Raw genomic sequence first — 24,161 nt, 5'->3', positions numbered from 1 at the left:
TGGATAGGAAGTAATTCAGTGGATATTAAAGGGCGCCTTGCAGTAGGGGCACTGAAAATCATTGGCAAACTGCCGTTGTCTTGGTCGCGACACCTCGGTTTACTCGTTGGCAAAATTGCTGTGTGGACGCGCTCCGAGGGGCTGCGCCTGAGCCGTATAAACCTGGAGTTGTGCTATCCGGCCATGGACCCAAAGCAGCGCGAACGGCTCGCCAGAGAGAGCGTGATCGGTACTGCAATGACCGGCTTTGAGATGGCGGCCCTATGGAACACCCCCTGGGCCAAAAGTAAGAATGCGATTGTGGGAGTGCGCAACCAGCACTTGCTCGACGGGAGTGAAGAAGGCAGGACCGGCACAATTGTACTGATGCCGCATACGGGCAATTGGGAAATTTTTGGATTGCATGTAGGCACCCTGGCTCCCTGCACAGTGCTATACCAGCCTCCCAAAATTGAAGCTTTGGACCCGGTTATTCGCAATGGGCGGGAAGTGACTGGTGGCAAGATGGTTCCCACCAACGTACATGGGGTTCGCTCGCTACTTAAGGCTCTCAAAGCCGGTAATTTTGCCCTGATACTTCCCGATCAGGAGCCGGATATGGGCGGCGATTTTGCTCCTTTCTTTGGGCGCCCCGCATTGACGATGACCTTGGTTCACAATTTGATACAGCGCACTAATTGCCATGTGGTGTTTGGTTTCGGCAAGCGCGTTGAAGGTGGATTTGAGCTGGTATTTGTTCCTGCGGAAAAGGCCATTTATAGCGATGAGCAGAAAGTTTCCCTGGCGGCGATGAATCGGGGAGTGGAGGCCTGTATTGCCCAGGCACCAGAGCAGTATCAGTGGGAATACAAGCGCTTCAGGAAACAGCCGGAAGGCAAGAGTAAAATTTACCGCAAGAAAAAGTAGGGGCTCTTCATAGAAGCCCCCACATAAAATTATTTAAGTCGCGTGCCGGAAAGCGACCACAACCGGCATGCGTGCCGCGCGCCAGGCTGGGAAGAAGCCGCTGATAAAACCGATCACCAGCGCCAATACGGCGCCCTGCACAAACAGGTCTGGGGACATCTCAAAACTGAACACCACCTGGGTAAAACTGCCTCCCAGAGTTGAGGTGTTGAGACCGTCGAAAAACAGGTAAGCAGCCAGGGAACCCAAAAGCCCGCCGGCAACAGCTAAAACCATGGCCTCAGCAATAGTGCCGCAGAACGCGGAGAAGTTGCTGAATCCCAACGCGCGCAAAGTAGCGATTTCACGAGCCCGGTCCGCTACCGAGGTATACATGGTGTTGAGCGCCCCGGCCAATGCGCCTAGCGCCATCACAGAGCTGATAATCCAGCCAAAAGTAGCGATATATTGCAGCTGTTTACCCTGGCTGGCGAAGTACTCCTGTTCGGTTTGCGCTTCCAGATTCAGGCGGGGCTCGCGCTTAATGGTTTCCTGAATGGGCTTGAGATCGCCGTTATTCTCCAATTGCAAACGGATTGACTGGTAGCTGTTACCCCGGTTGTAGTGACTTTGGATAATTTTGATATCTGCCCACAGCTCGCTCTCAAATATATTACCCCCTGTGGAAAAGACCCCAACAACTGTCCACAGGTTTTTGCCAAAGCGCACTTCTTTACCGATTTCGAAACCATTAAATTCACGCAATACCCCTTCACCAACAATCATTTCGTTAGTGCCGGGAGTAAACATTCGCCCCTCCACCATACGCATGTTATTGCGCATGGCCATGCCGGTTTCATTGAGACCGCGCAGGGGGATATTGGCTTCGGTGCCGGTGGATTTCTTCAGGCCATCGACAATAACGTAGAGCTCCGGTGATACCACCGGGCTGTTCGTATCCCTGGCAACACCGGCCGATTCCGCAATCAGGTTGACCTGGTCCTGCAAGATTACAGAGTTGATTTCACTGGCAGCCCCCTCTCGCATCAGGATAGCGATCTGGCTGGAGCCGGCCCCACTCATGGTCGCCTCAAATCCCTTGGCCATAGCGAGAAACGCCAGCAGGATTGCGACGACAACTGCCGAGGCAAATACCATGGCCAGTGACATCCACAGGCGTCGACGCAGGCTGCCCAGATTCATCAGGGTTACCGAAACAATTTGTGCAATAAGAGAACCCATAATTTCTTCTCCTTTAAGGCTTCCCCAGTGAAAACTATTGTGTAGTTTCAGTGGGGCACCAGTTTATTGTTGTCGGTTAAATGCAGTTACTATGTTGAGTCGCAGAGCCTGAAAGGCTGGCATCAGCCCGGTAATCAGACCCAACAACAACATAAATAGAATGGCTTGCAGGGCGATATCACCATCCAAAATCAAGTTAGGCAAAAAGCGGGCAAGGAAGGTTTTTACCCCTTCGACCAGCAGCCAGGCTGCGGCCAGGCCGGAAAGGCCGCCGACAAAGGCAATTAACAGGGACTCCGACAGCACCATTCGGAAAATACGGGTGCTGGAAAAACCCAGGGTTTTTAATACGGCGATTTCCCTGGTACGCTCGCGAATAGCCAGCGCCATAGTGTTGCCAACCACTACCAATATGGTGAAAAAGGCAGTAAACACCACAGAAAAAATAATTAAGCCAATATTTCCGATTTGTTCAATAAAGGCTTTATTAAATGCTTTCTCGGTACTGGTATCGGTTTCATTCTGCGAGTTGGCAAAATTATCATCGATAGTTTTTGCGACGTTTTCATTGATAGCGGGATCATCGGTTGTTAGTGCCATCCAGCCAATCCAGTCGCCACCGAAAGTCTGTGTCTCCATAAAATATTTATAATGAAACAATAATTGGCGTGTATCGTACTGTTCCGTATCCCCTTTAAAAATCCCGGAAATCACAAATTCCCAGGTGTAGCCACCATCTTTGTGCGAAAAAATATTGGAGGATAAAGGAATCCTATCGCCCACTTTCCAGCCGTAAATCTGCGCGAGTTTTTCCCCAACCAAAGCCCCTTGCCGATTGTTAAACCAAGCCTGCTTTTGTTCCTCGGGAATAACAATTTCTTCATAGACTTTTAAATAGGATTCTGGATCTACAGCCATTGAAACGACCTGCCGGCTGGGTTCCTGAAAATAACCGCCAAACCAGTTGAGATGAGTTACATGTTTCACTCCCTCGACGGCTGCAACCTTTTGCACATAGGCAATGGGTAGTGACTGGGTAAAGTTAATTCTATTGAATACCACCAGACGATTATCAGCGGATAATTCCACGCTGGAATTTAATGCGGACTTGAGGCTGGTAACCGCACCGAAAATCAAGAAGGCGATAAAAATAGCAAAGCAGGTAAGGAATAGCCGCAAGGGCTTCCTTGTCATATTTTTAAAAACCAAATAAAAATCACTCATGCCACTATTTCCCTCTGCACAAATTGTCCTTTATCCAGATGCAGGGTGCGCTTGGCGTATCTTGCAGCCGCGGGATCATGGGTAACCATCACGATGGTTTTGCCGTGATCGCGGTTTAACAATTGCAGCATTTCCAGTATTTCATCTGCTGTGGCCCGATCCAGGTCGCCAGTGGGCTCATCACACAGAATCAGTTTTGGATCGGAAACGATCGCGCGAGCGATGGCAACACGCTGTTGTTGCCCGCCGGACATTTCACTGGGCATATGTTTTGCCCGATCACTTAATCCCACCAGGGCCAGTGCGGTTTCCACATTGTGGCGGCGTTGTGATTTGGAGAGATTTGTCAGCAGTAGCGGCAGCTCTACATTGCGCTGGGCATTGAGCATCGGCATTAAATTGTAAAATTGGAAAATGAAACCAATATTTCTCGCTCGCCAGCGGGTTAGGGCGCCTTCATTGAGGGAGTCAATGCGCTCGCTGTCAAACCATATCTCTCCACCGCTGGGTTGATCGACGCCGCCCAACATATTTAACAGCGTTGTTTTACCGGAGCCCGAAGGCCCCATAATGGCAACGAAATCACCGCGATCAATTTCCATATTCAGGGATTCAAAAATGGAAATGGTCTCTTTGCCCTTGGTAAAACTTTTGCTGACATCCTTCAGCTGAAACAACACTTCCTCTGACATCTCAAATTCCCTCTTATAAATACTGTTGTGTTTTTATTGGTGTTTGCTAGGGAGCTGCGGCCTCGCCTGCGAGGAAGCCCACTTTAACGCCCATATCCGGCAGGATTCGGGCATCTTTGTCATCGATAGCGATTCGTACCCGGACAGTCGCCTTGGCTCGATCGGCCGTTGGAATGATGGCGATAACGGTAGCTGGGATGTCCCAGTTCGGATAGGCATCCAGGTTGGCGTTAACTTTCTGTCCCTTGGCAACTCGGCCGATAAAGGCTTCGTTCACATCCACTTCGATTTCGAGTGAATTCATATCCACGATGGTACAGATTCCAGTGCGGGTAAAACCTCCGCCGGCAGAGCTGGGGGCAACTATCTCGCCAGGTTGTGCATTTTTTGTCGTGACTACGCCGGCAAAAGGCGCGCGGATAATATGATCTGCCAGGCGTTCGCGCTGCCTCTCAGCTTCAAGAATGGCGACTTGAATATTGGCGCGGGCACTTTTTAAGTCTGCCCGTAACCCCTCTACCGAGGATTCACTTTGGGTGAGCTGCGCTTTGCTGGAATAATTTTTGTCTCGAAGTCCGGCAAAACGCCGATATTGGCGTTCAGCCTCTTTTAACTTCGCGTGAATACTCGCTTCCTTGGCTTCAAGCACTTGAATTTGTGCCTGGGCAAAATCCAGCGCGACCCGCGCTTTGGCATCATCCAAGCGGGCCAGAACCTGCCCCTCCTCGACCTGCATTCCCTCTTCGACATCCACACTACTGATCAGGCCCATTACTTCAGCAGAGACCGTAGCCATGCGCCTCGGTGTGATATAGCCGGAAGCATTAAGAATGGTCTCGTGAAATTTTTCCTCCCTGGGAATCAAGCTGAGAGTCTTGGCTTGAGGTTCGCTACTTTGGGGGAGCACTGGTGTACTGTCTTCTGCAAATAGAGAAGCGCCGGCAAGGCCTATAACTATGCCAGTAACTAGGCCGACAGATGCCGCCAATATAACTTTGCGCGATGGGGAACTGGGTTCGGGCGCTGTTTCCCGATCAATTTTGAGTTGACCGAGCAGCGCACTAGTATCTCTGCTCATACAGCCTGTTTTTATTAGTTACTTCCTGTAAACAGCAACTGTGGCAGAAATTAAAAAATATTGCCACGCGTTAGCGTGGCCATGACATCTTGTGTCGTTAGTGGCGCCAAAAAGCCGGGGTAAGTAGTACTAGCAGGGTAAATATTTCCAGGCGTCCCATCAGCATCGCCAGGATAAGAAACCATTTGGCGACTTCATTAACCGCGCCATAGTGGGCAGCGGCTTCGCCGAGGGCGGGTCCGATATTACTCAGACAGGAGGCTACTGTAGTAACGGAGGTGACAAAGTCTTCACCGGTGGCGATGACGATAATGGCGAGGATAAAAAAGGATGAAACATAGACCGCAAAGAAGCCCCACACTGCGTCGGTAACTCGATCGGGGACAATTTTGCGATTGATCTTGATAGGGATAACCGCATTGGGATGTACCAGGCGATTCAGCTCGCGCATACCGGACTTCATAATCAGCATACCGCGCACCGCCTTAATGCCCCCCGAGGTTGAGCCGGCGCAGGCACCGAGAATACCTAACAGCAAGAGGACGTAGGGTAAGAATACTGGCCAGGCTGAGAAATTTTCCGAGGCGAAGCCGGCAGTGGTGCTGATCGAGACCACCTGGAAGAAACCGTGTAGCAGGCTGTTACCGGGGGAGAAGATATTCAATATCCACAGGTAACAGCTGATCAACAGGCCGGCACCGAGAATCAGCATAACGTAGAAGCGGAATTCTGAGTCGCGCCAATAGTGGCTGAGGGTCCTGTTGCGAAATGCGAAGAAATGCAGACCGAAGTTAATGGCAGCAGTAAACATAAACACGATACAAATAATCATGATCGCGCGGTTGTGGGCGTAGAACCCCATACTGGCATCGTGGGTGGAGAAGCCTCCATTGGCCACAGTGGAAAACGCATGGCCAACGGCGTCGAATACCGTCATGCCGGCCCACCAGTAGCCGATGCCGCAGAGGATTGTAAGAATCACATAAATAACAATTAGTGCCCGTGCTGTCTCGGCAATACGTGGAGTCAATTTGGTATCTTTTACCGGGCCGGGAATTTCTGCCTTATACAGCTGCATACCACCGATACCCAGCATCGGCAGGATGGCCAGGGCGATAACAATTACGCCGATACCGCCAAACCACTGCAACTGCTGGCGGTAGTAGAGAATGGCAGGAGGCAGTGAGTCCAACCCGGTAATCACCGTGGCGCCGGTGGTTGTTAGCCCCGAGATGGATTCAAAAATAGAGTCGGTGATACTCAAATCAGGCTGTGGGCTGATAATAAAGGGTAGGGCACCGAAGCTGCCCAGTACCAGCCAGAACAAAGATGTCACCACGAATCCGTCCCGGGTGCGCAGGTCTTCACGCAAATCGTGCACTGGCAGCCACATGAACAGGCCGGTGATCAGAGTGATGACGAAAGCTGCGACAAATGCGCTGTGAGTACCATCTTCATACCAAAGGGATACGCCAATCGGCGGCAGCAGAGTCAGGCTGAACACCGTCAAGAGAATTCCAAAAACTCGCGCAATTACCGCAATTCGCATTGGCGCCTATCAGCCTATCGTTATTTGTTGCAATGTTATCTGGACGGCGGAGACCGTTATCGCCGGAAAACGAAAATATTATTTGCTCAGAAAAAGCCAAAACCAACTTGGAACAGTTGTTCTACATGGCGGGTCTGGCGGCGGTCGATAAGGAAGACAATCACGTGGTCATCGCTCTGGACAATGACATCATCGTGTGCCATCAAAACTTCGCTGCCATTTTCCGTTTCCCGTACTATGGCGCCAATCGAGGCGCCCTCGGGCAAGTCGATATCTTCGATCTTGCGCCCCACCACCTTGGAAGTGCGCTCGTCACCGTGGGCGATAACCTCAATGGCTTCAGCTGCACCTCGACGCAGGGAGTGGACGTTGACCATATCCCCTCGGCGCACATGGGTGAGCAGGCTGCCGATCGTATTTTGCTGCGGTGAGATGGCAATATCGATTTCACCGCCCTGTACCAGGTCCACATAAGCGCGGTTATTGATCAGCGTCATCACTTTGCGTGCGCCCAGACGCTTGGCCAATAGTGACGACATGATATTAGCCTCGTCGTCATTGGTAAGGGCAAGAAAAACATCGGTATCTTCGATGCTCTCTTCCAGCAGCAACTCCTGATCGGAGGCGCTGCCGTGCAGGATAATGGTGTGAGACAGCTCCTCGGATAAAAATACACAGCGCTCGTGGCTCTGCTCAATAATTTTTACCGAATAGCGATTCTCAAGCCGGGTGGCCAGGCGCAAACCAATATTGCCACCGCCGGCGATCACTACTCGTTTATAACCGTGTTCCAGTCGACGCAGTTCGCTCATTACCGCGCGAATATCTGCTCGCGCCGCGATAAAGAACACTTCATCGCCGGCTTCAATCACCGTATCACCCTGGGGAATAATTGGCCGGTTGCGACGATAAATCGCAGCAACCCGGGTATCTACCTTGGGCATATGCTCGCGCAAATAGCGCAGTTGGTGCCCAACAAGAGGCCCGCCCTGAACGGCTAAAACAGTTACCAGCTGTACGCGACCACCGGCAAAATCCAATACCTGCAAGGCTCCGGGATGTTCCATCAGGCGGGAGATATACTCTGAAACCAGTTGCTCCGGGCTGATCAGTACATCGATAGGAATGGCCTGGGTATCGAATAATTCCGGGTATTGCAGGTAGGAGGAGGCCCGTACCCGGGCGATTTTGGTGGGGACGCGAAACAGAGAGTGCGCAATCTGGCAGGCCGCCATATTGGTCTCATCGTTATTGGTGACTGCAACCAGGATATCCGCATCCTCAATCCCGGCTTCCATCAGAATATCCGGGTGAGAGGCGTGGCCCAGTACCACGCCGATATCGATGCGGTCGCGCAGTTCGCGCAGGGTTTTCTCGTCGCTGTCCACCAGGACAATATCATTGCGCTCGGAGGCCAGGGCCTCCGCTAGAGAGCCGCCCACCTGGCCGGCGCCGAGAATGACAATTTTCATATCGGATGAGACTCGCGACTAGCGACGTCGTTATTCAGCTTTGCTCAGCAGAGCGTAGTAGAAACCGTCACCGCCGCCGGTTTGGGGTAGAAGCTGCATACCGGCAACTTGTTTCTCGCCCCAGGGCTTATCGTTTAGCAGTTCAGGGGTATTGTCGCTCGCATCCTCTGTCTCCGCAATGAACGCTGCGACGACTTCGCTGTTTTCCGTCGGTAGGCTGGAACAGGTGGCGTAAAGCAACTGCCCGCCCGGTTTAACCAGGGGCCAAAGAGCGCGCAGGATCTTGCCCTGCAAAGCCACTAACTCGGCAATGTCTGCTTCCCGGCGCAATAGTTTGATATCCGGGTTGCGGCGAATTACCCCGGTTGCCGAACAGGGTGCGTCCAGTAGTATCTGGTCGTATTGCTGCCCGTCCCACCACTCATTCGGAGACGTGGCATCGGCACAGATAAGCTCGGCACTCTGCCCGTTGCGCTCGAGGTTTTCCTCGACCCGCACCAGGCGGTCCTCCTCAATATCCAGCGCGCTCAACTGAATGCTGGGTTCCTGCTCCAATAAATGGCAACTCTTGCCGCCGGGTGCCGCACACGCGTCCAACACCCGGGCATTTTCCTGTGGCTGTAACAGCAGAGCCGCTAGTTGCGCGGACTCATCTTGCACACTGGCCAAGCCCTCGGCAAAGCCCGGTAGCACTGTGACTGAAACCGGCTCAACCAGGGTGATACCGACCGGGGAAATAGTACAGGGCTCGGCGGAGAGGCCGGTTTCATCGAGCTGTTGTAAATAGTCCTCGCGCGAGATCTTGGCAGTATTTACCCGCAAGGTCATGGGTGGGTTGGCATTGTTGGCGCGGAAGATGTCTGACGCCTTCTCAGGCCAGGCGGCTTTAATCTGCTGCTGTAACCAAGCCGGGTGCATAGAGCTGAACTGTGGATTGCCGGACAGCTTGCGCTGAAGCTGCTCACTGTTGCGCAGGGCGTTGCGCAGCACCCCGTTGATCAGCCCGGTCGCTCTGTCCAGACCGAGGCTGCGCGCGGCATTGACGGTTGCAGATATGGCGGCGTGATCGGGTATGCGAGTGTACTCGAGCTGGTAGATGCCCAGCAGGATCAGTGCATTGATCTCAATATCCGAGACTTTTTTACGCAGTAACTTGGCGGCGATCAATTGCAGGCGCGGTGCCGTGCGGGCACTGCCGTAACAGAGCTCCCGCAACAGAGGGCGGTCGCGCTCCTCGACTTTGTCCTCGGCGGCAGGCAGAAGTCTTGCCAACGAGCCACGTTCTTCCAGCAGTGAGGCAATAACTCGGGCGGCCTCGGCGCGTACATCTCTGCTCATAATTATCCCAGTTTGGTACCCGGGGCGAACTGCTCCCGGTAGCCTTTCAAAATTTCTGCTGCGGGAAGCGCTTTTTTACCCGGTAGCTGTATTAATTGGAGGCGTAGGGCCTCGCGGCCGCAGGCCACTAAAATACCTTCGTCGTCACTGGAGAGAATGGTACCGGGCTGATCACTGTGGCAGCCCTGTTCGATGGCGGCGCTATAGATACGCAGGCGCTGCTCGCCCTTCTTGTCCTGATAAGTGCTCCAGCACACCGGGAAGGGGTTAAAAGCGCGTATCAATCGATGCAGTTCAGCAGCGGGGCGCTGCCAGTCGATCTGCGCCTCTTTCTTGGTAATTTTGTTGGCGTAGTTAGCCTGGGTATCGTCTTGTACCTGAGGGTTGGCACTGCCACTTTCCAGTAGAGCCAAGGCCTGGAGGAGGGATGGGCCGCCGAGTTCCGCCAGCTTGTCGTGCAAGCTGCCACCGGTATCGGACTCAGTAATCGCGCAGCGGCTTTCCACCAAAACTGGACCGGTATCTAGGCCCGCCTCCATTTGCATAATGGCGACACCGCTCTCGCTGTCACCCGCTTCCACCGCGCGTTGGATCGGTGCCGCACCGCGCCAGCGCGGCAACAAAGAGGCGTGCACATTGATACAGCCCAGACGCGGGGTATCCAGCACCACCTGCGGTAGTATCAGGCCGTAGGCCACCACCACCATAATATCCGCTCCAAGGGCAGTGAGCTCCGCCTGGGCCGTCTCGTCGCGCAGGCTCAGGGGTTGGTACACCGGGATATTGTGGGAGAGTGCCAGCTGTTTCACCGGGCTGGCGAGCAATTTCTTACCACGCCCAGCCGGCCTGTCCGGTTGGGTGTAAACGGCAATGACATTGTGCTCGCTGTCGAGCAGCGCTTGCAGGTGCACAGCGGCAAAGTCCGGCGTACCGGCAAAAATAATATTCACTGACTTGCTCTCAAGTAAGGGGGGAGAGCTGCCGTAAGGCGGCAGCTCCAGGCTCCTGCGGCTGGCGCAGATCAGGCGCGGCGGCGCTGGGATTTTTCCAGCTTGGAGCGGATGCGGTTGCGCTTCAGTGGCGAGACGTAATCCACGAACAGCTTGCCGTCCAAATGATCGACTTCATGTTGGATACAGACCGCCAGCAATCCCTCGGCCTCCAGGGCAAAAGGTTCGCCATTGCGGTCCAGGGCTTTAACACGCACTTTGCGCGGGCGTTCCACCGTTTCGTAGAAACCGGGAACTGACAGGCAGCCCTCGTCGTACTGGTGGATCTCCGGGTCCAGCACTTCGATCTCGGGGTTGATAAACCCGAGCGGTTCATTGCCGTCTTCAGAGATATCCACCACCACAATGCGCTCCTGCACATTGACTTGGATGGCGGCGAGGCCGATGCCGGGCGCGGCGTACATGGTTTCAAACATGTCGTCGAGCAATTGGCGGTGGGCGTCGGTCACTTCAGCGACGGGTTTAGCGACCTCGCGCAGGCGCGGATCGGGAAATTCCAGTATCTCGAGTTTAGCCATAACACCTGTGACAAACTTCTAGTATTCGTTGAACGTGCGCTGATAACATTATGATCGCGCTCAAAATTTACCGAGTGGACCCCTGTTTTTGCTGGCGCTATGCGCCCGGGTCCGGTCTCGCTCCCTTCACGGGAGTGGCCCGGCGCTGAGAATTATAGCGATAAAGAGCATAGGAATGCTTCCATGAAAAAAATTATCCTGGCCGCGATCTCGATGTTAGCGGTTGCCCTTGGTGTCGAAGCACAGGATCAGGTTCGCCTGAACCCCAGTTACCCCGACGCTTATGTGGTGCAAAAGGGCGATACGCTCTGGGATATTTCCAGTCAGTTTCTGGTGCAACCCTGGTACTGGCCGGAGATTTGGCAAGTGAACCCACAGGTGGAAAACCCCCACCTGATTTATCCAGGAGATAGCCTGCGCCTTGTTTATATAGACGGCCAACCACAGCTACAGCTGCAACGCGGCCCCCGGGCGTATCAACTGTCGCCGGGGGTTGATGGCAACCGCCTGTCGCCCTCGATCCGCCGCCAGGCAGTTGAGGATGCAATTCCGGCGATTCCGCTGGATGCAATTAATGCTTTCTTATCCCGTACCCGTATTGTCGAGCCCGGTGCTTTTGAAGGTACCCCTTACATTGTTTCCGGCTCCGATGACCATATTCTGATGGGAGCGGGTGATACCATCTATGCGCGCGGTGATTTTGGTGCTCCACTGCCGTCTTATGGTATTTATCGCCCCGGCCCCGTTTACTCCGACCCTGTTTCGGGTGAAGTCCTCGGGCGACAAGCCCTTGGTGTAGGTTCTGTCGACTTGCTCCAACTGGACCCGGACAACAATCCTGACTTTTCTGTTGCGACTATGGGCGTACGCAGCACTGCCCGTGAGGTTCGCCTCGATGACCGGTTGATGCCGGTGGAGGAGCGCTCAATTGAAGCCCTGTTTCATCCCAGTGCGCCCACTATCGCTATCGATAGCCTGATTGTAGGGGTTGATGAAGGGGTTACCCAAATTGGTAAATTTGATGTCGTAATCCTCAATATTGGTGAACGGGAAGGATTACTGCCGGGCAATGTCCTGGCGATATACAAAGCGGGTTCAACGGTACGCGATCGTATTGCCGGTGATGTGGTTAAGCTTCCGGATACCCGCGCTGGTGAGTTAATGGTGTTCCGCACCTTTGAAAAAATGAGCCTAGCCCTGGTACTGGACGCTCGTCGCCCGCTGGCAGTGATGGATATGGTGCGCAACCCCTAAGCGATCCCAGAAAATCTCGCGGCAGGTGTTGCTGTTTGCCCTGCCGCACAACTATCAAAACAGAAAATGGTAAGTTGCATGGATGCATTGACCGCTACTATGGCGTTGCTGCGTCTCGAGGGAATTGGCCCGGCTCGCTACTGGCAATTACTGGAGCACTTTGCCACTGCCGAAGAGGCTCTCCAGCAGTTTCCTCAACCTCTTCTGCAAAAATTATCACCGCGGGCCCAAATCCAGTGGCGGGAATTTTCCAGCCGATCTGCCGCCAGTGAGCTCGCTGATTGGGTTGAGCGTGAGCTGGCCCGCTGTGCAGACCTGGGGGTACAGCTAGTTTGTCACAGCGATCCCGATTATCCCGCCCTGTTATCTGAGACCTCACGCCCCCCGCCTGTGCTCTATATCCGTGGTGAAAGAAGCGCTCTGAAGCTGCCTCAGGTAGCGATGGTGGGTGCCCGTCGGGCCACTGTGGCAGGTTTGGATAATGCTCGGGCCTTCGCCTCAGAATTGGCGGGTTCCGGATTTGCTATTACTTCCGGGCTGGCCCTGGGCGTGGATGCCGCAGCTCATCGGGGGGCGCTACAGGCTGCGGGCATTACGATCGCTATTTTGGGTAGTGGCGTTGACCGCATTTATCCCAAACACAATCGCCCCCTGGCGGAGGATATTCTCGCTGCAGGCGGCGCCCTGGTCAGCGAATTGCCTCTTGGCAGCAGTGCTGAGGCGAAGAATTTTCCTCGGAGGAACCGGATTATCAGTGGCCTTTCAATGGGGGTATTACTGGTAGAGGCAGCGATGCGCTCAGGTTCTCTGATTACGGCGCGTTTGGCGCTGGAGCAGAATCGAGAGGTTTTTGCGATCCCAGGTTCTATTCACAACCCAATGGCCAGGGGTTGCCACCACCTGATTAAAGAAGGTGCGACACTGGTTGAAACCAGCGCAGATGTAGCTAGCCAGCTTGGCGGTTTACTGGCAGACCCCACACCTACTGATCTCCCCCCCGCTAAACCGCTGCCAGAGCTTCAGCAACAAGTCATCAGGGCGCTTGCCGGTGGGCCTCGAAGTATCGAACTTTTATCGCGGGATACCGGAATTGAGCCGGGTGATTTAATGGCTGTATTGATGGAATTGGAGTTAGAGGGCTTGGTCGAGCAACTCACAGGGTCTTACCAGCTAACTCTGAAGGGAAGCCGCTACACGGACGGGAGGGTACTGGCTAAAACCCCTGAGGAGTTAGTGAGTCCCTAAAGGTCTTAGAAGGAAGTTATAAAATTATTCAGTCAGAAACATCTTGGTTGTTGGTGTAGCCGCCGATCAATTCGCGCAGTTCTATGGCAGCGTTAATACTCAGTGGATTCCAAAACTGGAGTCTGATTATGGCGGATAAACCCAAACTCACCACTGATGCCGGCGCTCCGGTTCCCGATAACCAAAACAGTCTTACAGCGGGGCCAGATGGCCCCCTGTTGATTCAGGACTATCAGCTTATTGAAAAACTGGCTCACCAAAATCGTGAGCGTATACCCGAGCGGGCGGTACATGCCAAAGGTTGGGGCGCCTATGGGATTTTGAGGGTTACCGGTGATATCTCAAACTACACCTGTGCCCGGGTGCTGCAGCCGGGGGCAGAGACCCCACTGTTGGCCCGTTTTTCAACCGTGGCCGGTGAATTGGGTGCAGCTGATGCGGAACGGGATGTGCGTGGTTTTGCACTGAAGTTTTATACGGAGGAGGGCAATTGGGATTTGGTCGGCAACAATACGCCAGTCTTTTTTGTACGAGACCCCTACAAATTTCCGGACTTTATCCACACACAAAAACGGCATCCACGCACTCACTTGCGCTCCCCCACAGCCATGTGGGATTTCTGGTCGTTGAGTCCCGAGAGTCTTCACCAAGTGACCATACTGTTCTCCGATCGCGGTTTGCCCATATCTCCGTTGCATATGAATGGTTATGGCTCCCATACCTTCTCCCTGTGGAATCACAATGGGGAGCGCTTCTGGGTGAAATTCCATTTCAAGACCCAGCAGGGACATAGGTATTTTACCAATACGGAAGCTGAAGCTGTGATTGGACGCTCGAGGGAGAGTTACCAGGAGGCGATGTACAGCGCGATAGAAAATGGGGAATGTCCGAAGTGGACATTCCAAATTCAGGTCATGACCGAGGCAGACCTTGGCAAAACAAGTTACAACCCCTTTGACCTCACCAAGGTTTGGCCCCACGGGGATTACCCTCCCATCGAGGTGGGAACCATGGAGTTGAATCGCAACCCGCAAGACTACTTTGCAGAAATTGAGCAGGCAGCTTTCTCCCCATCCAATATCGTACCGGGTATCAGTTTCTCACCAGATAAGATGCTGCAGGCGCGTATATTCTCTTATGCCGATGCACACCGTCATCGCTTGGGAACTCACTATGAGAGTCTTCCTGTGAATGCACCGCGTTGTCCGGTCCATAATTATTACCGGGATGGTGAAATGAATAGTACAGGTATCCGCAGTGGTAATCCGGATGCCTTTTATGAGCCGAATAGTTTTTCTGGACCAGAGGGGGACCCAAAAGCGAAAGAACCCCCGTTACCAATATCCGGTGCGGCAGATAGATATGACCACCGCAAAGGTAATGACGATTACAGTCAGGTTCGAGCGCTCTTTGATTTGTTCGACGATGAACAAAAGCAGCGTTTATACAGCAATATTGCAGAAGCGATGGCGGGTGTACCAGATGAAGTAATTCAGCGACAATTGGCTGAGTTCCACAAAGTACATCCCAGCTATGCGTCAGGGGTAAAAATGGCGCTTTGAGGAGCGGTTCGCAGGTCTTGTTTAATATAAATTGCCACAGCCTTTGTCTGAAATAGAAAGCTGGGCTGAGCAAGGCGGTTACAACTTGTGCACAGTTGGGCAATCCGCTAGATTGCCTCGGTTCACCTCGCTTGACATTAAGGCGAGTCGAAATGAGAAAGCCTTTTGTAGCGATCCTGACGGGTTTTGACTTCGATGTGCCTGTAGTGGAAGTTGCCTTTGGTGTCCGTTCCATATTCCCTTGCAGCAAGATTTGCAGCAGCGTAAAGATGAAGTAAAACCGGCATTAATAAGATGAAGTACTCACCACTTTCCGTAAATCAGGCTGCCCGCGCCCTGGCAGCGGGTGGTGTTATTGCCCATCCCACTGAATCTGTTTGGGGCTTGGCTTGCGATCCCAATAACCTGTTGGCTGTTAGGCGCCTGTTACAACTCAAGCATCGTCCGCTTGAAAAGGGTTTGATCCTGGTCTCCGGTGATAGAACACATTTTGCCCCCCTCCTCAGCGATCTCAGTGATGGACAAAAGGAACAGTTGGATCGCAGCTGGCCGGGCCCGGTTACCTGGCTTGTACCCCATCGGGACCTGATTCCCTCCTGGGTCTGTGGGGTGCATAAATCTGTAGCCCTGCGCTGCACCGATCATCCGTTTACCGCTGCGTTAACACGCGCCTTTGGCGGTGCTATCGTATCCACTTCAGCAAACCCGGCCGGGTCTCAACCCGCCCGCAATAAATACCAGGTACTGCGCTATTTCGGCCGCGATCTCGACTTTGTCGGTGGCGGCTCAACCGGTGGTCGCAGCGCCCCCAGTGAAATACGCGATCTGCAAAGTGGCCGCGTACTGAGGGCGGGTGCTTAATTTCAAAACAGTGACGTAGTTTTCGCCTATGAGTGATATCGATACCAAGGAAGTAAAGGCTTATCTCCTCGGCCTACAAGACCGCATTTGTAATGCCCTGAGTGAAGAAGACGGCCAACCATTTCGCGAAGATAATTGGGAAAGGCCCGGTGGCGGTGGTGGTCGAACCCGGGTACTGGAAGAGGGCAACCTGATTGAAAAGGGGGGCGTGAACTTTTCCCATGTCTATGGGGATGGACTTCCACCCTCGGCTACGGCAAATCGCCCGGAACTGGCCGGCTGTTCTTTTGAGGCGATGGGCGTCTCTCTCGTAATTCACCCGCGCAACCCCTACATGCCCACTAGCCATGCAAACGTGCGTCTATTTGTGGCTAAAAAGCCTGGAGCTGAGCCCATCTGGTGGTTTGGTGGTGGCTATGACCTTACCCCGTATTACGGCTATCACGAGGATGTCGTACATTGGCACCAAACAGCCAAGCAGGCCTGTGAGCCTTTTGGCAGTGAGATCTATCCCCGCTTTAAGCAGTGGTGTGATAAATACTTTTACCTGAAGCATCGGGATGAAGCACGGGGAGTTGGCGGGCTCTTTTTTGATGATTTTAATAAAGGCGGCTACGACAACGCTTTTGCGCTTATGCGCGCAGTTGGCGATAGTTATCTGGAGGCCTATTTGCCAATCGTGCAGAAGCGCAAAGAGACTCCTTACGGTGAGCGTGAGCGTGAATTTCAGCTCTATCGTCGCGGGCGCTACGTGGAATTCAATTTGGTATTTGACCGTGGCACCCTGTTCGGCTTGCAAAGTGGCGGGCGAACTGAGTCCATACTGATGTCCCTGCCTTCGTTGGTGAGCTGGAAATACGACTGGCAACCGGAGCCGGGCTCTGAGGAAGAAAAACTCTACACCGATTTTCTGCCGCACAGAGACTGGGTATAGGCAGCCAATTTGTCACAATGGAGATTTGCTGTGCACCCATCGCGATTGGAAGGCATTAATTCCCTGTTTCTCGATTACAGGCGGCATTTTGAAACGGGAGATGTGGAACAGATAGCTGATTTTTATCGCTTCCCTCTGCATTACTATCGGGAGGATGGCGTAAAGCTCGCTGTGGCGAGGGATGAGTTTATCCAGCAAGTGGTTAAATTACTCAACGCTTACCGCCGGCTGGGAGTCTGTCAGATTCTTGGCACTGTCACTGAAGTGATAGAGTTAAACGAATACAGCACCCTTGCGAGCTTGCGTTGGACCCTGCTTCATTCACAGGGGGAGGAAAAGGCGGTAGAGCTGTACAGTTCTCACACCCGCTATTTGGTTGCTGAAGCTGCCGACGGTCTCAAAATAGATGGCCTGATAATTGTCGATGAAAGTGCCAAGATTCGAGAGGCGGTGAGAGCGCGCAAAAGGATGAGGTCATGAGTGATCGCTATGCAGTAGTGGGCAATCCCATAAAACACTCTCTCTCACCGGAGATACACAGCGCTTTTGCGGCACAAACGGGAGAGGGGGTTGAGTACAGTAAGCAGCTTGCCCCCCAGGATGGCTTTAGCGGCTTCGTACGGGCTTTCTTTGCTGGGGGTGGTTGTGGCCTCAATGTGACGGTGCCTTTTAAGATACAGGCCTTCGAATTGGCAGACACCCTGACTGAACGGGGAGCTTCCGCTGGCGCAGTTAACACTCTGGCTCTGGCGAAAAACGGGAAGATTCTCGGCGATAACACCGACGGGGCTGGTCTGGTATTTGATATTAACAGCAACTTGGGTTGGGAAATCAGGGATAGAAAAGTTCTCTTGCTTGGTGCTGGTGGTGCTGCTCGGGGAGCACTGCTTCCAATTCTGGCAGAGCAACCCGCGCATTTGCATATTGCCAACCGCACCGCAGAAAAGGCAGTGCAGCTTGCGGCAGAATTTTCCCAGTTGGGAGAGTTGAGCGGCGGTGGCCTGGGGGAGTTGAGAGGCTGCTACGACCTGATTATCAATGCGAGTTCTGCAAGCCTAGGCGGTGTGCTACCTCCATTGCCTGAAGGTTGCGTTGCGAGTCATGGCAAAGCATACGACATGATGTATGGAGCCAAGCCAACGCCTTTTACACAATGGGCGCGTGGACAGGGCGCAGAGAGTGCTGATGGCCTTGGGATGTTGGTAGAGCAGGCCGCTGAGTCATTTTTACTGTGGCGTGGTGTACGTCCTGAAACAGCGCCGATCATGGCCAAGTTGCGCCGGGACCTCAATCAGACAACCGATAATTAAAAGAGAGAAAGCTTTGTGCGTGATATTGTGCGAAACCTGTCGATTTGTTTTGCTGTGGGGTGTTTCGGTGGGCTTTGCTATGCCGTGGGGCTATGGGCCATGGGGCGGTATGGCTTCACCCAGTTTTTGGGGGTAGATTTGGCGCCATCCCTGAGCAATGCCTACCTGTACCAGCGCGTAGTTTGGGGTGGAGTTTTCGGGTTGCTGTTTTTGTTGCCTTTGCGCAACGCCTGGTTAATACGGGGCTTCCTCTTATCCCTGGTGCCGGCAGGGTTGATGCTGTTGTATCTTCTGCCGCAGAGAGGTTATGACTACGGTGCTCTGGTACTGGGACAAATGACGCCCCTGGTTATCGTTCTAGCTTGTGCCATTGGCGGCATAGGTGCATCGGCACTGCTGCGGCTACAGGGTAAATAGTGAGGAGGCCTTGGTTGCCAAGGCCTGCCACATCACTGTTTAAATTCGATCTCAACCAGGCTGCAGCTTTGGGTATATCCCATAGCCCGCTTGATTGTGGGGAAGACCGACGCGGTAGCGACGCTGACCCCCAGCTCGATTCTCTGTCGGTTATCCAGTTGTGCACCTATCCGTTCATTGAGAACAGGATCGATCGTTTTGTAGCTGGCCACGGCTGTTGCAAAATCAAAAATGTCCTGCAAGTTCTCAGGCAGGCCGCTGCCGCCTTGGATACAAGCTTTCACCAAGTGGGGTTCAACACCAGCCTCTAGGGCCATACGCACATTCAGTTGCAGGCACATGCCGCAATCAGCTACTTGCATTGCCGCTATCTTACTCACCCAAAAAACATCAATAGGTAAAAACTCCCTGTGCATGGATAGGGGCTGAAAATTTCTAAATTTTTCAAAGCCTTCAGGAGAGCCCTGAAGAAACTCGCGCAAGTAGTCCATGTCATAGCGGTACTTTTGGGAGAAGGCCTCCATTTCTTGGAGATATTGCTGTTTGGACATAGTTTGGCTCCTAATCAAGTCGGATTGAGTCACAGACCATCGGCCTACAACGCCAAGTCTTATGTAAAAGCCTGATAGGTAAAAATTAGTTTCTATCGGATATTTCGATAGGTGGGCTGTAAAAGTTACCGTAGAGTCGCCGGGACTCCCGGGCAAACCATTGCGCAGCTAAGCCTTGTGGCGTCTGCTTGGACCAGAGCAGATCCACACCGAGGCTCCAGGTATTGAGAGAACCGGTTAAGTTGAGCTCAACCAACCTGCCGCTTTTTAAAAAGGGGCGGGCCAGTTCGTAGGGCGCATTGACCCACCCAACCCCCTTACATGCCAGATCCAGGGCCTGTAGCAGAGAATCACTTCGCCAAGTCTGTGCAGAGAGCTGCCAACGGTACCTTTGGGATTCTGGTGCTGTGGTGATCTGTCGGTGCTGGGCCGCTTCATTCAATGAGGATTGTTTTTTCTGGGCCAGGGGATGTTCCGGACAGGCCAGGCTAAGTACCCGCTGTTGTCCCAGGTTACTGGTATCCAGCGAGCTGGGATAGGAATCCCTTGAGGTGACAAAGGCAAAATCGGCTTCACCCTGTGTCACCTGCTGGACCGCTTCCTCCCCAGTAACACTGCCGAGCTGAAGCTCAGTATGCGGGAAGCGCTCGCTGAAAGTTACCAGCATATCGTTGAGTCGATCCGGCATTACCAGCTCTTCAAATAATATATTGAGCTGGGGCTCTTCTCCCCGCTGGAAGGAATTTGCCGCCTGTTGGAAGCGCTGCAACTGCCCCAACGATTGACGTGCTAATGGCAGTAATGCCAAAGCGGCGTCGGTGGGTTGGGGATATTTCCCTTCGCGGTTAAAGAGAGTCAGCCCCAGGTCAAGTTCAAGATTTTGAATCAAGCTGCTTACAGAAGACTGAGCCCGGCCCACTTCGCGAGCAACCGCCGAAAAAGATCCGACTTCACAGGAGCGCACAAAAATATGCAGCTGGTCCATATTCAGGTTAAGCATAGCGGGGAGCCGGCTGTCACTATGGTTGCTGTTTAAGGAGATACTGATCTTTCAGTTTCACGTAGTTTTCAGCGGAATACTTAAAGAAAGCCTTTTCCTTGTCAGACAGGGGGCGCGCCTTTCTGCAGGGGGCGCCTACATAGAGATAACCACTCTCCAGGGTTTTACCGGGCGGAACCAGTGCTCCGGCTGCCAGTACGACATCGTCCTCAATAGTGGCTCCGTCGAGAACAATAGATCCGATACCAATTAAGATCCGGTTGCCGATGGTACAGCCGTGCAGGCAGGCTTTATGACCGATAGTGACATCTTCGCCAATAGTCAGCGGCCAACCGTCGGCGTTGAATGGTCCCGCATGGGTGATATGGAGAACGGCCCCATCCTGTACACTGGTTCGCGCGCCGATTCGGATCTTATGCATATCACCGCGCACAACGGCCATGGGCCATACGGAGCAATCATCCCCCAGGGTAACGTCACCAATGACTGCGGATTGCGGATCGATATATACGCTGTCGCCAAGTTCTGGAAACTTCTCGCCGTGGGAATCATCGTGGCTGCGCAGTGGGGACATAAATAAGCTCCTGTACAATGAATCCTCTATCATAGCTTTATCCTAATTCGAGCACAGAGTCTTATATGTCCAATCCACTGTTGAATATCCCGCTGCTGCCGCCTTTTGATAATCTCGAGCCCGAGCAGGTGGAACCCGCCATCGCCGAACTGATTAAAGAGTGTGAGCAAACCCTTCAACAGGGATTGGAGACCCCTAGCTGGGATAATACGCTGGTGCCTCTGGAACAGGCGGAAGACCAGCTAAATCGAGCCTTCTCCCCAGTCAGTCACCTGAACAGCGTTCTAAGTGGCCCCTGGCGGGCGCCCTATGAGGCCGCCTTAGCCAAAGTGACGGCTTACTGGACAAAGCAGGGGCAAAATCGCGAACTTTACGACCTGTACCTCCAATTAATGCAGTCGCCCGAATTTGCAAACTGGCAACAGGCACGCAAGAAGTCTTTGGAGCTGGGAGTCAGAGACTTTGAACTCGGTGGTGTAGGCCTTGAAGGAGAGTCCCGTGAAAAGTTTGCCGTTAACAGTCAGCGTTTGGCGGAGTTATCCAGCCAATTTGCCAACAATGTCCTCGATGCAACCAATGCCTGGACCTGGCATACGAATGATGAAGCTCAGCTTCAGGGGCTTCCTCAAACTGCTCTCGCCGCTGCACGGAATGCAGCTGAGGCAAAAGGTCTGGATGGGTGGCTGATTACCTTAGAGGGGCCCAGCTTTCTCGCTGTTATGACCCACGCTGAAAATAGATCTCTGCGTCGGGATGTCCATTTGGCTTTTATTAGTCGCGCTTCCGAAGTTGGTCCCCAGGCAGGTGAATACGATAACTCCGAAGTGATGGAGGCAATTCTCGCATTGCGCGCTGAACAGGCCAGTTTACTGGGAATGAACAGCTATGCGGAGTTGTCATTGGCCAGCAAAATGGCTCCAAATACAGAGCGGGTTTTGGAATTTCTACAGGATCTGGCAGAACGAGCCAGGCCAGCTGCCCAACGAGAAATGGCTGAGCTGAAAGCGTTTGCTGCAGACCAACTCAGTATTGAAGAGTTGCAACCATGGGATGTGGCCTGGGCCGCAGAAAAGCTCAAACAGCAGCGATACGCCATCAGCCAAGAGGAATTGAGGCCCTATTTCCCTTACGCCAAAGTCGTTGACGGCCTCTTTACTGTGGTGGACAAATTATTCGGAATCACAGTTGAAGAAGATACCAGCGTTGCTACTTGGCATGCCGACGTGCAGTTCTTTTGGCTGCTGAGAGATGGCGAAAAGATAGCTGGTTTCTATTTGGATGCGTTCGCACGTGAGAAAAAGCGTGGCGGGGCCTGGATGGATACAGTAAGTAGTCGTCGCCACACGCTCAACGGACTCCAGTTGCCTATAGCTTATCTGGTGTGTAATTTCAGTCCGGCTGCAGGTGATATCCCCTCACTTTTAACCCACACGGAAGTAACCACTTTATTCCATGAATTCGGCCATGGCCTCCACCATATGCTGACACAGATTGATGTGGCAGCAGTTTCTGGTATTAATGGTGTTGCTTGGGATGCGGTGGAAATGCCCAGCCAATTTCTGGAAAATTGGTGTTGGCAACCCCAGGCTATTTCCATAATTTCTGCACATTTCGAAACTGGAGAGGCTCTTCCCGAAGCTTTACTGAATAAAATGCTGGCAGCGAAAAATTTCCAGTCTGCCATGTTTACAGTACGCCAGTTGGAGTTTGCACTTTTTGATTTTCGCCTCCATGCCAGCGAAGAGGCATTGACCGCCGATAAAGTTCAGGTTTTACTGGATCAGGTACGAGCAGAGGTTGCTGTTGTGCCTATCGCCGCAGAAAACCGCTTCCAAAATGCTTTTAGCCATATTTTTGCTGGTGGTTATGCCGCAGGATATTACAGCTATAAATGGGCAGAAGTGCTTTCGGCAGATGCTTTTTCTCTATTTGAAGAAGATGGTATCTTTAATAGAGAGACGGGAAATAAATTTCTGCACAGTATTTTGGAGCAGGGTGGTAGCCGTGATGCGTTGGAGCTGTTTGTTCAATTCCGTGGACGAGAGCCGCAAATTGATGCCCTATTGCGTCACTCTGGTATCGAGCAGCAAGAGCTGAATATCAGTCCTGTGTAACGGATAAGTCAATCATGAAATATTGAGTAGTAGTCATGATGAAGAAAGAAGATTCGGCTGAGTCTGGTAAGATCGTTAAAAAACGCTTTATTGCAGGGGCTGTGTGCCCCCGCTGTAGCGAAATGGATAAAATTATTAACTATCACAAGGATGGGAAAAATTATAGGGAATGTGTTGCCTGTGGGTTTAAGGATGAAATTCGATTGCAGTCAGCGCCAACAGAACTGTCTACTCGTGTTAACCAAGATACAGAGAAAGATATTCACGAGGAGCCAGTGAAACTTATCCAACCCACAAGTAGCCGTAAAAAGTGAAAAAAATATTTTTTATACTGGTGGTTTTTATTGCGGTTGCGATCATAGGTCTCTATGGCCTTGATCGCCATCGAAAAAAAACAGAGCAGCAGAGAGAACAAGTTGCCTACCTATTGGCGAGCTGTGTGAATCAGGGGATACTTACGTTATTCCGTTTACAAGCCAATGACTGGAAAGCCCATCCAGATTTTTACATTGAAGAGGAAAATAGGTTGGGAGTGGCTGTAAAAGCTTTACCTGGTCAAATCCTTAAAGGAGAATCTTTTGAAAAGTGGAGACATGCAATAAATATTTGTGACAAGCTCACAAGGAATAGCAATTTGCAACATGTCACTATTTTTCGCCCCCTGGGCGATTTCTCCGAAAAGGAAATCTCCAATATATATACCTTGAAAGATCGCGGTGCTCTGCGGAAGCGGGAAAAGACTATTCACGCACTATATGAATCAGCAGAAGCTGCAGCTCGCTATATGAAAGACCTAAAGCGAGATATCAATACGCAATTAAAAGCCTTTCGTTTTTCAGATAAAGAGCGCGAATTAACTCTTCAAAAAATCAGTTCTCAGGTTTTAGATAATTACCAACAAGGTAATTTTTCCAAAAAGCAGGCAGATACCTATCTGGAAAGAGTATCCCTTTTTTACAAAACCATGGCTGAGAATCCAAAGTCCTATAGTGTCCGAAACGGCAGCCTATATTTTTATAGCCAAGAATTAAAGCAGAAGGTTGAAGACCTATATGGCGCTGTTATACAGGGAGAGGGAGCGTTTTATGGAAATTTTAAGAAAATTCTAGTGCAAAAACAGGTACAGTCTTCAAGCTATTAAAAATATGAGCGGGTTTTATTATTTGTTGCTTTGCCCGCTCATTATTTACCAACCTGAGATTATAGCTTTAAATGTGTTTGTAGCATCATAAGAGATTTACTATTTTGATAGTGAGTAATCCTGACTGAAATAGTTAATTTCTCAATCGCAAAATTTGTCATATTCTGTTATTTATACATTAAAAAATAAC

The 24,161-nt window shown here is 52.2% G+C and carries 24 protein-coding genes; 12 read left to right on the top strand and 12 right to left on the bottom strand.

What is annotated here, in order from left to right; genetic code table 11:
* The first annotated feature begins 18 nt into the window (after nucleotides 1–18).
* Nucleotides 19–906: a lysophospholipid acyltransferase family protein gene (locus ACJJIW_RS06230; RefSeq protein WP_444892439.1), complete on the top strand. Its 888-nt coding sequence runs from the start codon at nucleotides 19–21 to the stop codon at nucleotides 904–906.
* A gap of 33 nt (nucleotides 907–939) precedes the next feature.
* On the opposite strand, the gene ACJJIW_RS06225 is transcribed toward ACJJIW_RS06230, so the two are convergent.
* The 9 genes from ACJJIW_RS06225 to def all read right to left on the bottom strand — a co-directional run bounded on the left by ACJJIW_RS06225 (nucleotide 940) and on the right by def (nucleotide 11,008).
* A complete protein-coding gene (locus ACJJIW_RS06225; RefSeq protein ID WP_444936921.1) occupies nucleotides 940–2,127 on the bottom strand; it encodes an ABC transporter permease in 1,188 nt (395 codons plus the stop codon).
* 63 nt (nucleotides 2,128–2,190) lie between these two features.
* Complete coding sequence (locus ACJJIW_RS06220) at nucleotides 2,191–3,351, bottom strand: ABC transporter permease (RefSeq protein WP_444936920.1); 1,161 nt, start codon at nucleotides 3,349–3,351, stop codon at nucleotides 2,191–2,193.
* Entirely contained in the window at nucleotides 3,348–4,043 is a 696-nt protein-coding gene (locus ACJJIW_RS06215) for an ABC transporter ATP-binding protein (protein WP_282930547.1), read from the bottom strand. Before ACJJIW_RS06215 ends, ACJJIW_RS06220 begins: the two co-directional genes overlap by 4 nt.
* A 46-nt stretch (nucleotides 4,044–4,089) precedes the next feature.
* On the bottom strand, nucleotides 4,090–5,121 hold the full coding sequence (locus ACJJIW_RS06210; RefSeq protein WP_444936919.1) for an efflux RND transporter periplasmic adaptor subunit: 1,032 nt from the start codon (nucleotides 5,119–5,121) through the stop codon (nucleotides 4,090–4,092).
* A gap of 97 nt (nucleotides 5,122–5,218) precedes the next feature.
* Nucleotides 5,219–6,670 carry a TrkH family potassium uptake protein gene (locus tag ACJJIW_RS06205; RefSeq protein WP_282930546.1) on the bottom strand — a complete coding sequence of 484 codons (1,452 nt, stop codon included), beginning with the start codon at nucleotides 6,668–6,670 and terminating at the stop codon, nucleotides 5,219–5,221.
* Nucleotides 6,671–6,756: 86 nt separating this feature from the next.
* Nucleotides 6,757–8,142 carry a Trk system potassium transporter TrkA gene (trkA, locus tag ACJJIW_RS06200; RefSeq protein WP_282930545.1) on the bottom strand — a complete coding sequence of 462 codons (1,386 nt, stop codon included), beginning with the start codon at nucleotides 8,140–8,142 and terminating at the stop codon, nucleotides 6,757–6,759.
* Nucleotides 8,143–8,172: 30 nt separating this feature from the next.
* On the bottom strand, nucleotides 8,173–9,480 hold the full coding sequence (gene rsmB, locus ACJJIW_RS06195) for a 16S rRNA (cytosine(967)-C(5))-methyltransferase RsmB (protein ID WP_444936918.1): 1,308 nt from the start codon (nucleotides 9,478–9,480) through the stop codon (nucleotides 8,173–8,175).
* A gap of 2 nt (nucleotides 9,481–9,482) precedes the next feature.
* Complete coding sequence (gene fmt, locus ACJJIW_RS06190) at nucleotides 9,483–10,430, bottom strand: methionyl-tRNA formyltransferase (protein ID WP_282930543.1); 948 nt, start codon at nucleotides 10,428–10,430, stop codon at nucleotides 9,483–9,485.
* 71 nt (nucleotides 10,431–10,501) lie between these two features.
* A complete protein-coding gene (def, locus tag ACJJIW_RS06185; RefSeq protein WP_282930542.1) occupies nucleotides 10,502–11,008 on the bottom strand; it encodes a peptide deformylase in 507 nt (168 codons plus the stop codon).
* Nucleotides 11,009–11,191: 183 nt separating this feature from the next.
* Between def and ACJJIW_RS06180 the strand changes: the two genes are divergently transcribed.
* The 8 genes from ACJJIW_RS06180 (at nucleotide 11,192) to ACJJIW_RS06145 (ending at nucleotide 18,591) form a co-directional block, all read left to right on the top strand.
* Nucleotides 11,192–12,262 (top strand): LysM peptidoglycan-binding domain-containing protein, encoded by a 1,071-nt coding sequence (locus ACJJIW_RS06180; RefSeq protein ID WP_282930541.1) that lies wholly within the window; start codon nucleotides 11,192–11,194, stop codon nucleotides 12,260–12,262.
* A 78-nt stretch (nucleotides 12,263–12,340) separates the two neighbouring features.
* Nucleotides 12,341–13,507: a DNA-processing protein DprA gene (dprA, locus tag ACJJIW_RS06175; protein WP_444936917.1), complete on the top strand. Its 1,167-nt coding sequence runs from the start codon at nucleotides 12,341–12,343 to the stop codon at nucleotides 13,505–13,507.
* 128 nt (nucleotides 13,508–13,635) lie between these two features.
* Nucleotides 13,636–15,069 (top strand): catalase, encoded by a 1,434-nt coding sequence (locus tag ACJJIW_RS06170; protein WP_282930539.1) that lies wholly within the window; start codon nucleotides 13,636–13,638, stop codon nucleotides 15,067–15,069.
* A 294-nt stretch (nucleotides 15,070–15,363) separates the two neighbouring features.
* The gene (gene tsaC / locus ACJJIW_RS06165; RefSeq protein ID WP_282930537.1) at nucleotides 15,364–15,930 is read left to right on the top strand and encodes an L-threonylcarbamoyladenylate synthase type 1 TsaC; all 567 of its coding nucleotides are present in this window, start codon (nucleotides 15,364–15,366) and stop codon (nucleotides 15,928–15,930) included.
* Between the two features lie 28 nt (nucleotides 15,931–15,958).
* The gene (gene hemF / locus ACJJIW_RS06160; protein ID WP_282930536.1) at nucleotides 15,959–16,864 is read left to right on the top strand and encodes an oxygen-dependent coproporphyrinogen oxidase; all 906 of its coding nucleotides are present in this window, start codon (nucleotides 15,959–15,961) and stop codon (nucleotides 16,862–16,864) included.
* 30 nt (nucleotides 16,865–16,894) lie between these two features.
* Entirely contained in the window at nucleotides 16,895–17,344 is a 450-nt protein-coding gene (locus ACJJIW_RS06155; RefSeq protein ID WP_282930535.1) for a DUF6841 family protein, read from the top strand.
* Nucleotides 17,341–18,174, top strand: a complete 834-nt coding sequence (gene aroE, locus ACJJIW_RS06150) for a shikimate dehydrogenase (RefSeq protein ID WP_282930534.1) — start codon at nucleotides 17,341–17,343, stop codon at nucleotides 18,172–18,174. Before ACJJIW_RS06155 ends, aroE begins: the two co-directional genes overlap by 4 nt.
* A 15-nt stretch (nucleotides 18,175–18,189) precedes the next feature.
* Complete coding sequence (locus tag ACJJIW_RS06145) at nucleotides 18,190–18,591, top strand: hypothetical protein (protein WP_282930533.1); 402 nt, start codon at nucleotides 18,190–18,192, stop codon at nucleotides 18,589–18,591.
* A 32-nt stretch (nucleotides 18,592–18,623) separates the two neighbouring features.
* Here the strand turns inward: ACJJIW_RS06145 and ACJJIW_RS06140 are convergent, their stop codons facing one another.
* The 3 genes from ACJJIW_RS06140 to ACJJIW_RS06130 form a co-directional block, all read right to left on the bottom strand.
* On the bottom strand, nucleotides 18,624–19,142 hold the full coding sequence (locus ACJJIW_RS06140; protein WP_413663903.1) for a carboxymuconolactone decarboxylase family protein: 519 nt from the start codon (nucleotides 19,140–19,142) through the stop codon (nucleotides 18,624–18,626).
* Nucleotides 19,143–19,227: 85 nt separating this feature from the next.
* A complete protein-coding gene (locus ACJJIW_RS06135; protein WP_282930531.1) occupies nucleotides 19,228–20,142 on the bottom strand; it encodes a LysR family transcriptional regulator in 915 nt (304 codons plus the stop codon).
* Between the two features lie 19 nt (nucleotides 20,143–20,161).
* Complete coding sequence (locus ACJJIW_RS06130; protein ID WP_282930530.1) at nucleotides 20,162–20,716, bottom strand: gamma carbonic anhydrase family protein; 555 nt, start codon at nucleotides 20,714–20,716, stop codon at nucleotides 20,162–20,164.
* Between the two features lie 65 nt (nucleotides 20,717–20,781).
* On the opposite strand from ACJJIW_RS06130, the gene ACJJIW_RS06125 reads away from it, so the two are divergent.
* Genes ACJJIW_RS06125 through ACJJIW_RS06115 form a run of 3 tightly spaced genes read left to right on the top strand, consistent with a single transcriptional unit; the run spans nucleotide 20,782 to nucleotide 23,971 of the window.
* Nucleotides 20,782–22,830, top strand: a complete 2,049-nt coding sequence (locus tag ACJJIW_RS06125) for a M3 family metallopeptidase (RefSeq protein ID WP_444936916.1) — start codon at nucleotides 20,782–20,784, stop codon at nucleotides 22,828–22,830.
* Between the two features lie 35 nt (nucleotides 22,831–22,865).
* Complete coding sequence (locus ACJJIW_RS06120; RefSeq protein ID WP_282930528.1) at nucleotides 22,866–23,144, top strand: YheV family putative zinc ribbon protein; 279 nt, start codon at nucleotides 22,866–22,868, stop codon at nucleotides 23,142–23,144.
* Nucleotides 23,141–23,971 carry a hypothetical protein gene (locus ACJJIW_RS06115; RefSeq protein ID WP_444936915.1) on the top strand — a complete coding sequence of 277 codons (831 nt, stop codon included), beginning with the start codon at nucleotides 23,141–23,143 and terminating at the stop codon, nucleotides 23,969–23,971. The genes ACJJIW_RS06120 and ACJJIW_RS06115 overlap by 4 nt, the downstream gene beginning before the upstream one ends.
* Nucleotides 23,972–24,161: the final 190 nt, after the last annotated feature.

This window comes from Microbulbifer maximicatervae (SeqCode) (assembly GCF_052467815.1).
Note: the sequence above shows the minus strand (reverse complement) of the source record. Positions and strands in the feature narration are given on the sequence as shown.

Excerpts from the sequence above, each read along its gene's own strand:
- aroE (WP_282930534.1), top strand. The coding sequence starts at position 17,341 with ATGAGTGATCGCTATGCAGTAGTGGGCAATCCCATAAAACACTCTCTC.
- ACJJIW_RS06130 (WP_282930530.1), bottom strand. The coding sequence starts at position 20,716 with ATGTCCCCACTGCGCAGCCACGATGATTCCCACGGCGAGAAGTTTCCA.
- ACJJIW_RS06135 (WP_282930531.1), bottom strand. The coding sequence starts at position 20,142 with ATGCTTAACCTGAATATGGACCAGCTGCATATTTTTGTGCGCTCCTGT.
- ACJJIW_RS06215 (WP_282930547.1), bottom strand. The coding sequence starts at position 4,043 with ATGTCAGAGGAAGTGTTGTTTCAGCTGAAGGATGTCAGCAAAAGTTTT.
- dprA (WP_444936917.1), top strand. The coding sequence starts at position 12,341 with ATGGATGCATTGACCGCTACTATGGCGTTGCTGCGTCTCGAGGGAATT.
- ACJJIW_RS06140 (WP_413663903.1), bottom strand. The coding sequence starts at position 19,142 with ATGTCCAAACAGCAATATCTCCAAGAAATGGAGGCCTTCTCCCAAAAG.
- rsmB (WP_444936918.1), bottom strand. The coding sequence starts at position 9,480 with ATGAGCAGAGATGTACGCGCCGAGGCCGCCCGAGTTATTGCCTCACTG.
- ACJJIW_RS06205 (WP_282930546.1), bottom strand. The coding sequence starts at position 6,670 with ATGCGAATTGCGGTAATTGCGCGAGTTTTTGGAATTCTCTTGACGGTG.
- def (WP_282930542.1), bottom strand. The coding sequence starts at position 11,008 with ATGGCTAAACTCGAGATACTGGAATTTCCCGATCCGCGCCTGCGCGAG.
- trkA (WP_282930545.1), bottom strand. The coding sequence starts at position 8,142 with ATGAAAATTGTCATTCTCGGCGCCGGCCAGGTGGGCGGCTCTCTAGCG.
- ACJJIW_RS06120 (WP_282930528.1), top strand. The coding sequence starts at position 22,866 with ATGATGAAGAAAGAAGATTCGGCTGAGTCTGGTAAGATCGTTAAAAAA.
- ACJJIW_RS06170 (WP_282930539.1), top strand. The coding sequence starts at position 13,636 with ATGGCGGATAAACCCAAACTCACCACTGATGCCGGCGCTCCGGTTCCC.
- tsaC (WP_282930537.1), top strand. The coding sequence starts at position 15,364 with ATGAAGTACTCACCACTTTCCGTAAATCAGGCTGCCCGCGCCCTGGCA.
- ACJJIW_RS06180 (WP_282930541.1), top strand. The coding sequence starts at position 11,192 with ATGAAAAAAATTATCCTGGCCGCGATCTCGATGTTAGCGGTTGCCCTT.
- ACJJIW_RS06125 (WP_444936916.1), top strand. The coding sequence starts at position 20,782 with ATGTCCAATCCACTGTTGAATATCCCGCTGCTGCCGCCTTTTGATAAT.
- ACJJIW_RS06210 (WP_444936919.1), bottom strand. The coding sequence starts at position 5,121 with ATGAGCAGAGATACTAGTGCGCTGCTCGGTCAACTCAAAATTGATCGG.
- hemF (WP_282930536.1), top strand. The coding sequence starts at position 15,959 with ATGAGTGATATCGATACCAAGGAAGTAAAGGCTTATCTCCTCGGCCTA.
- ACJJIW_RS06225 (WP_444936921.1), bottom strand. The coding sequence starts at position 2,127 with ATGGGTTCTCTTATTGCACAAATTGTTTCGGTAACCCTGATGAATCTG.
- ACJJIW_RS06220 (WP_444936920.1), bottom strand. The coding sequence starts at position 3,351 with ATGAGTGATTTTTATTTGGTTTTTAAAAATATGACAAGGAAGCCCTTG.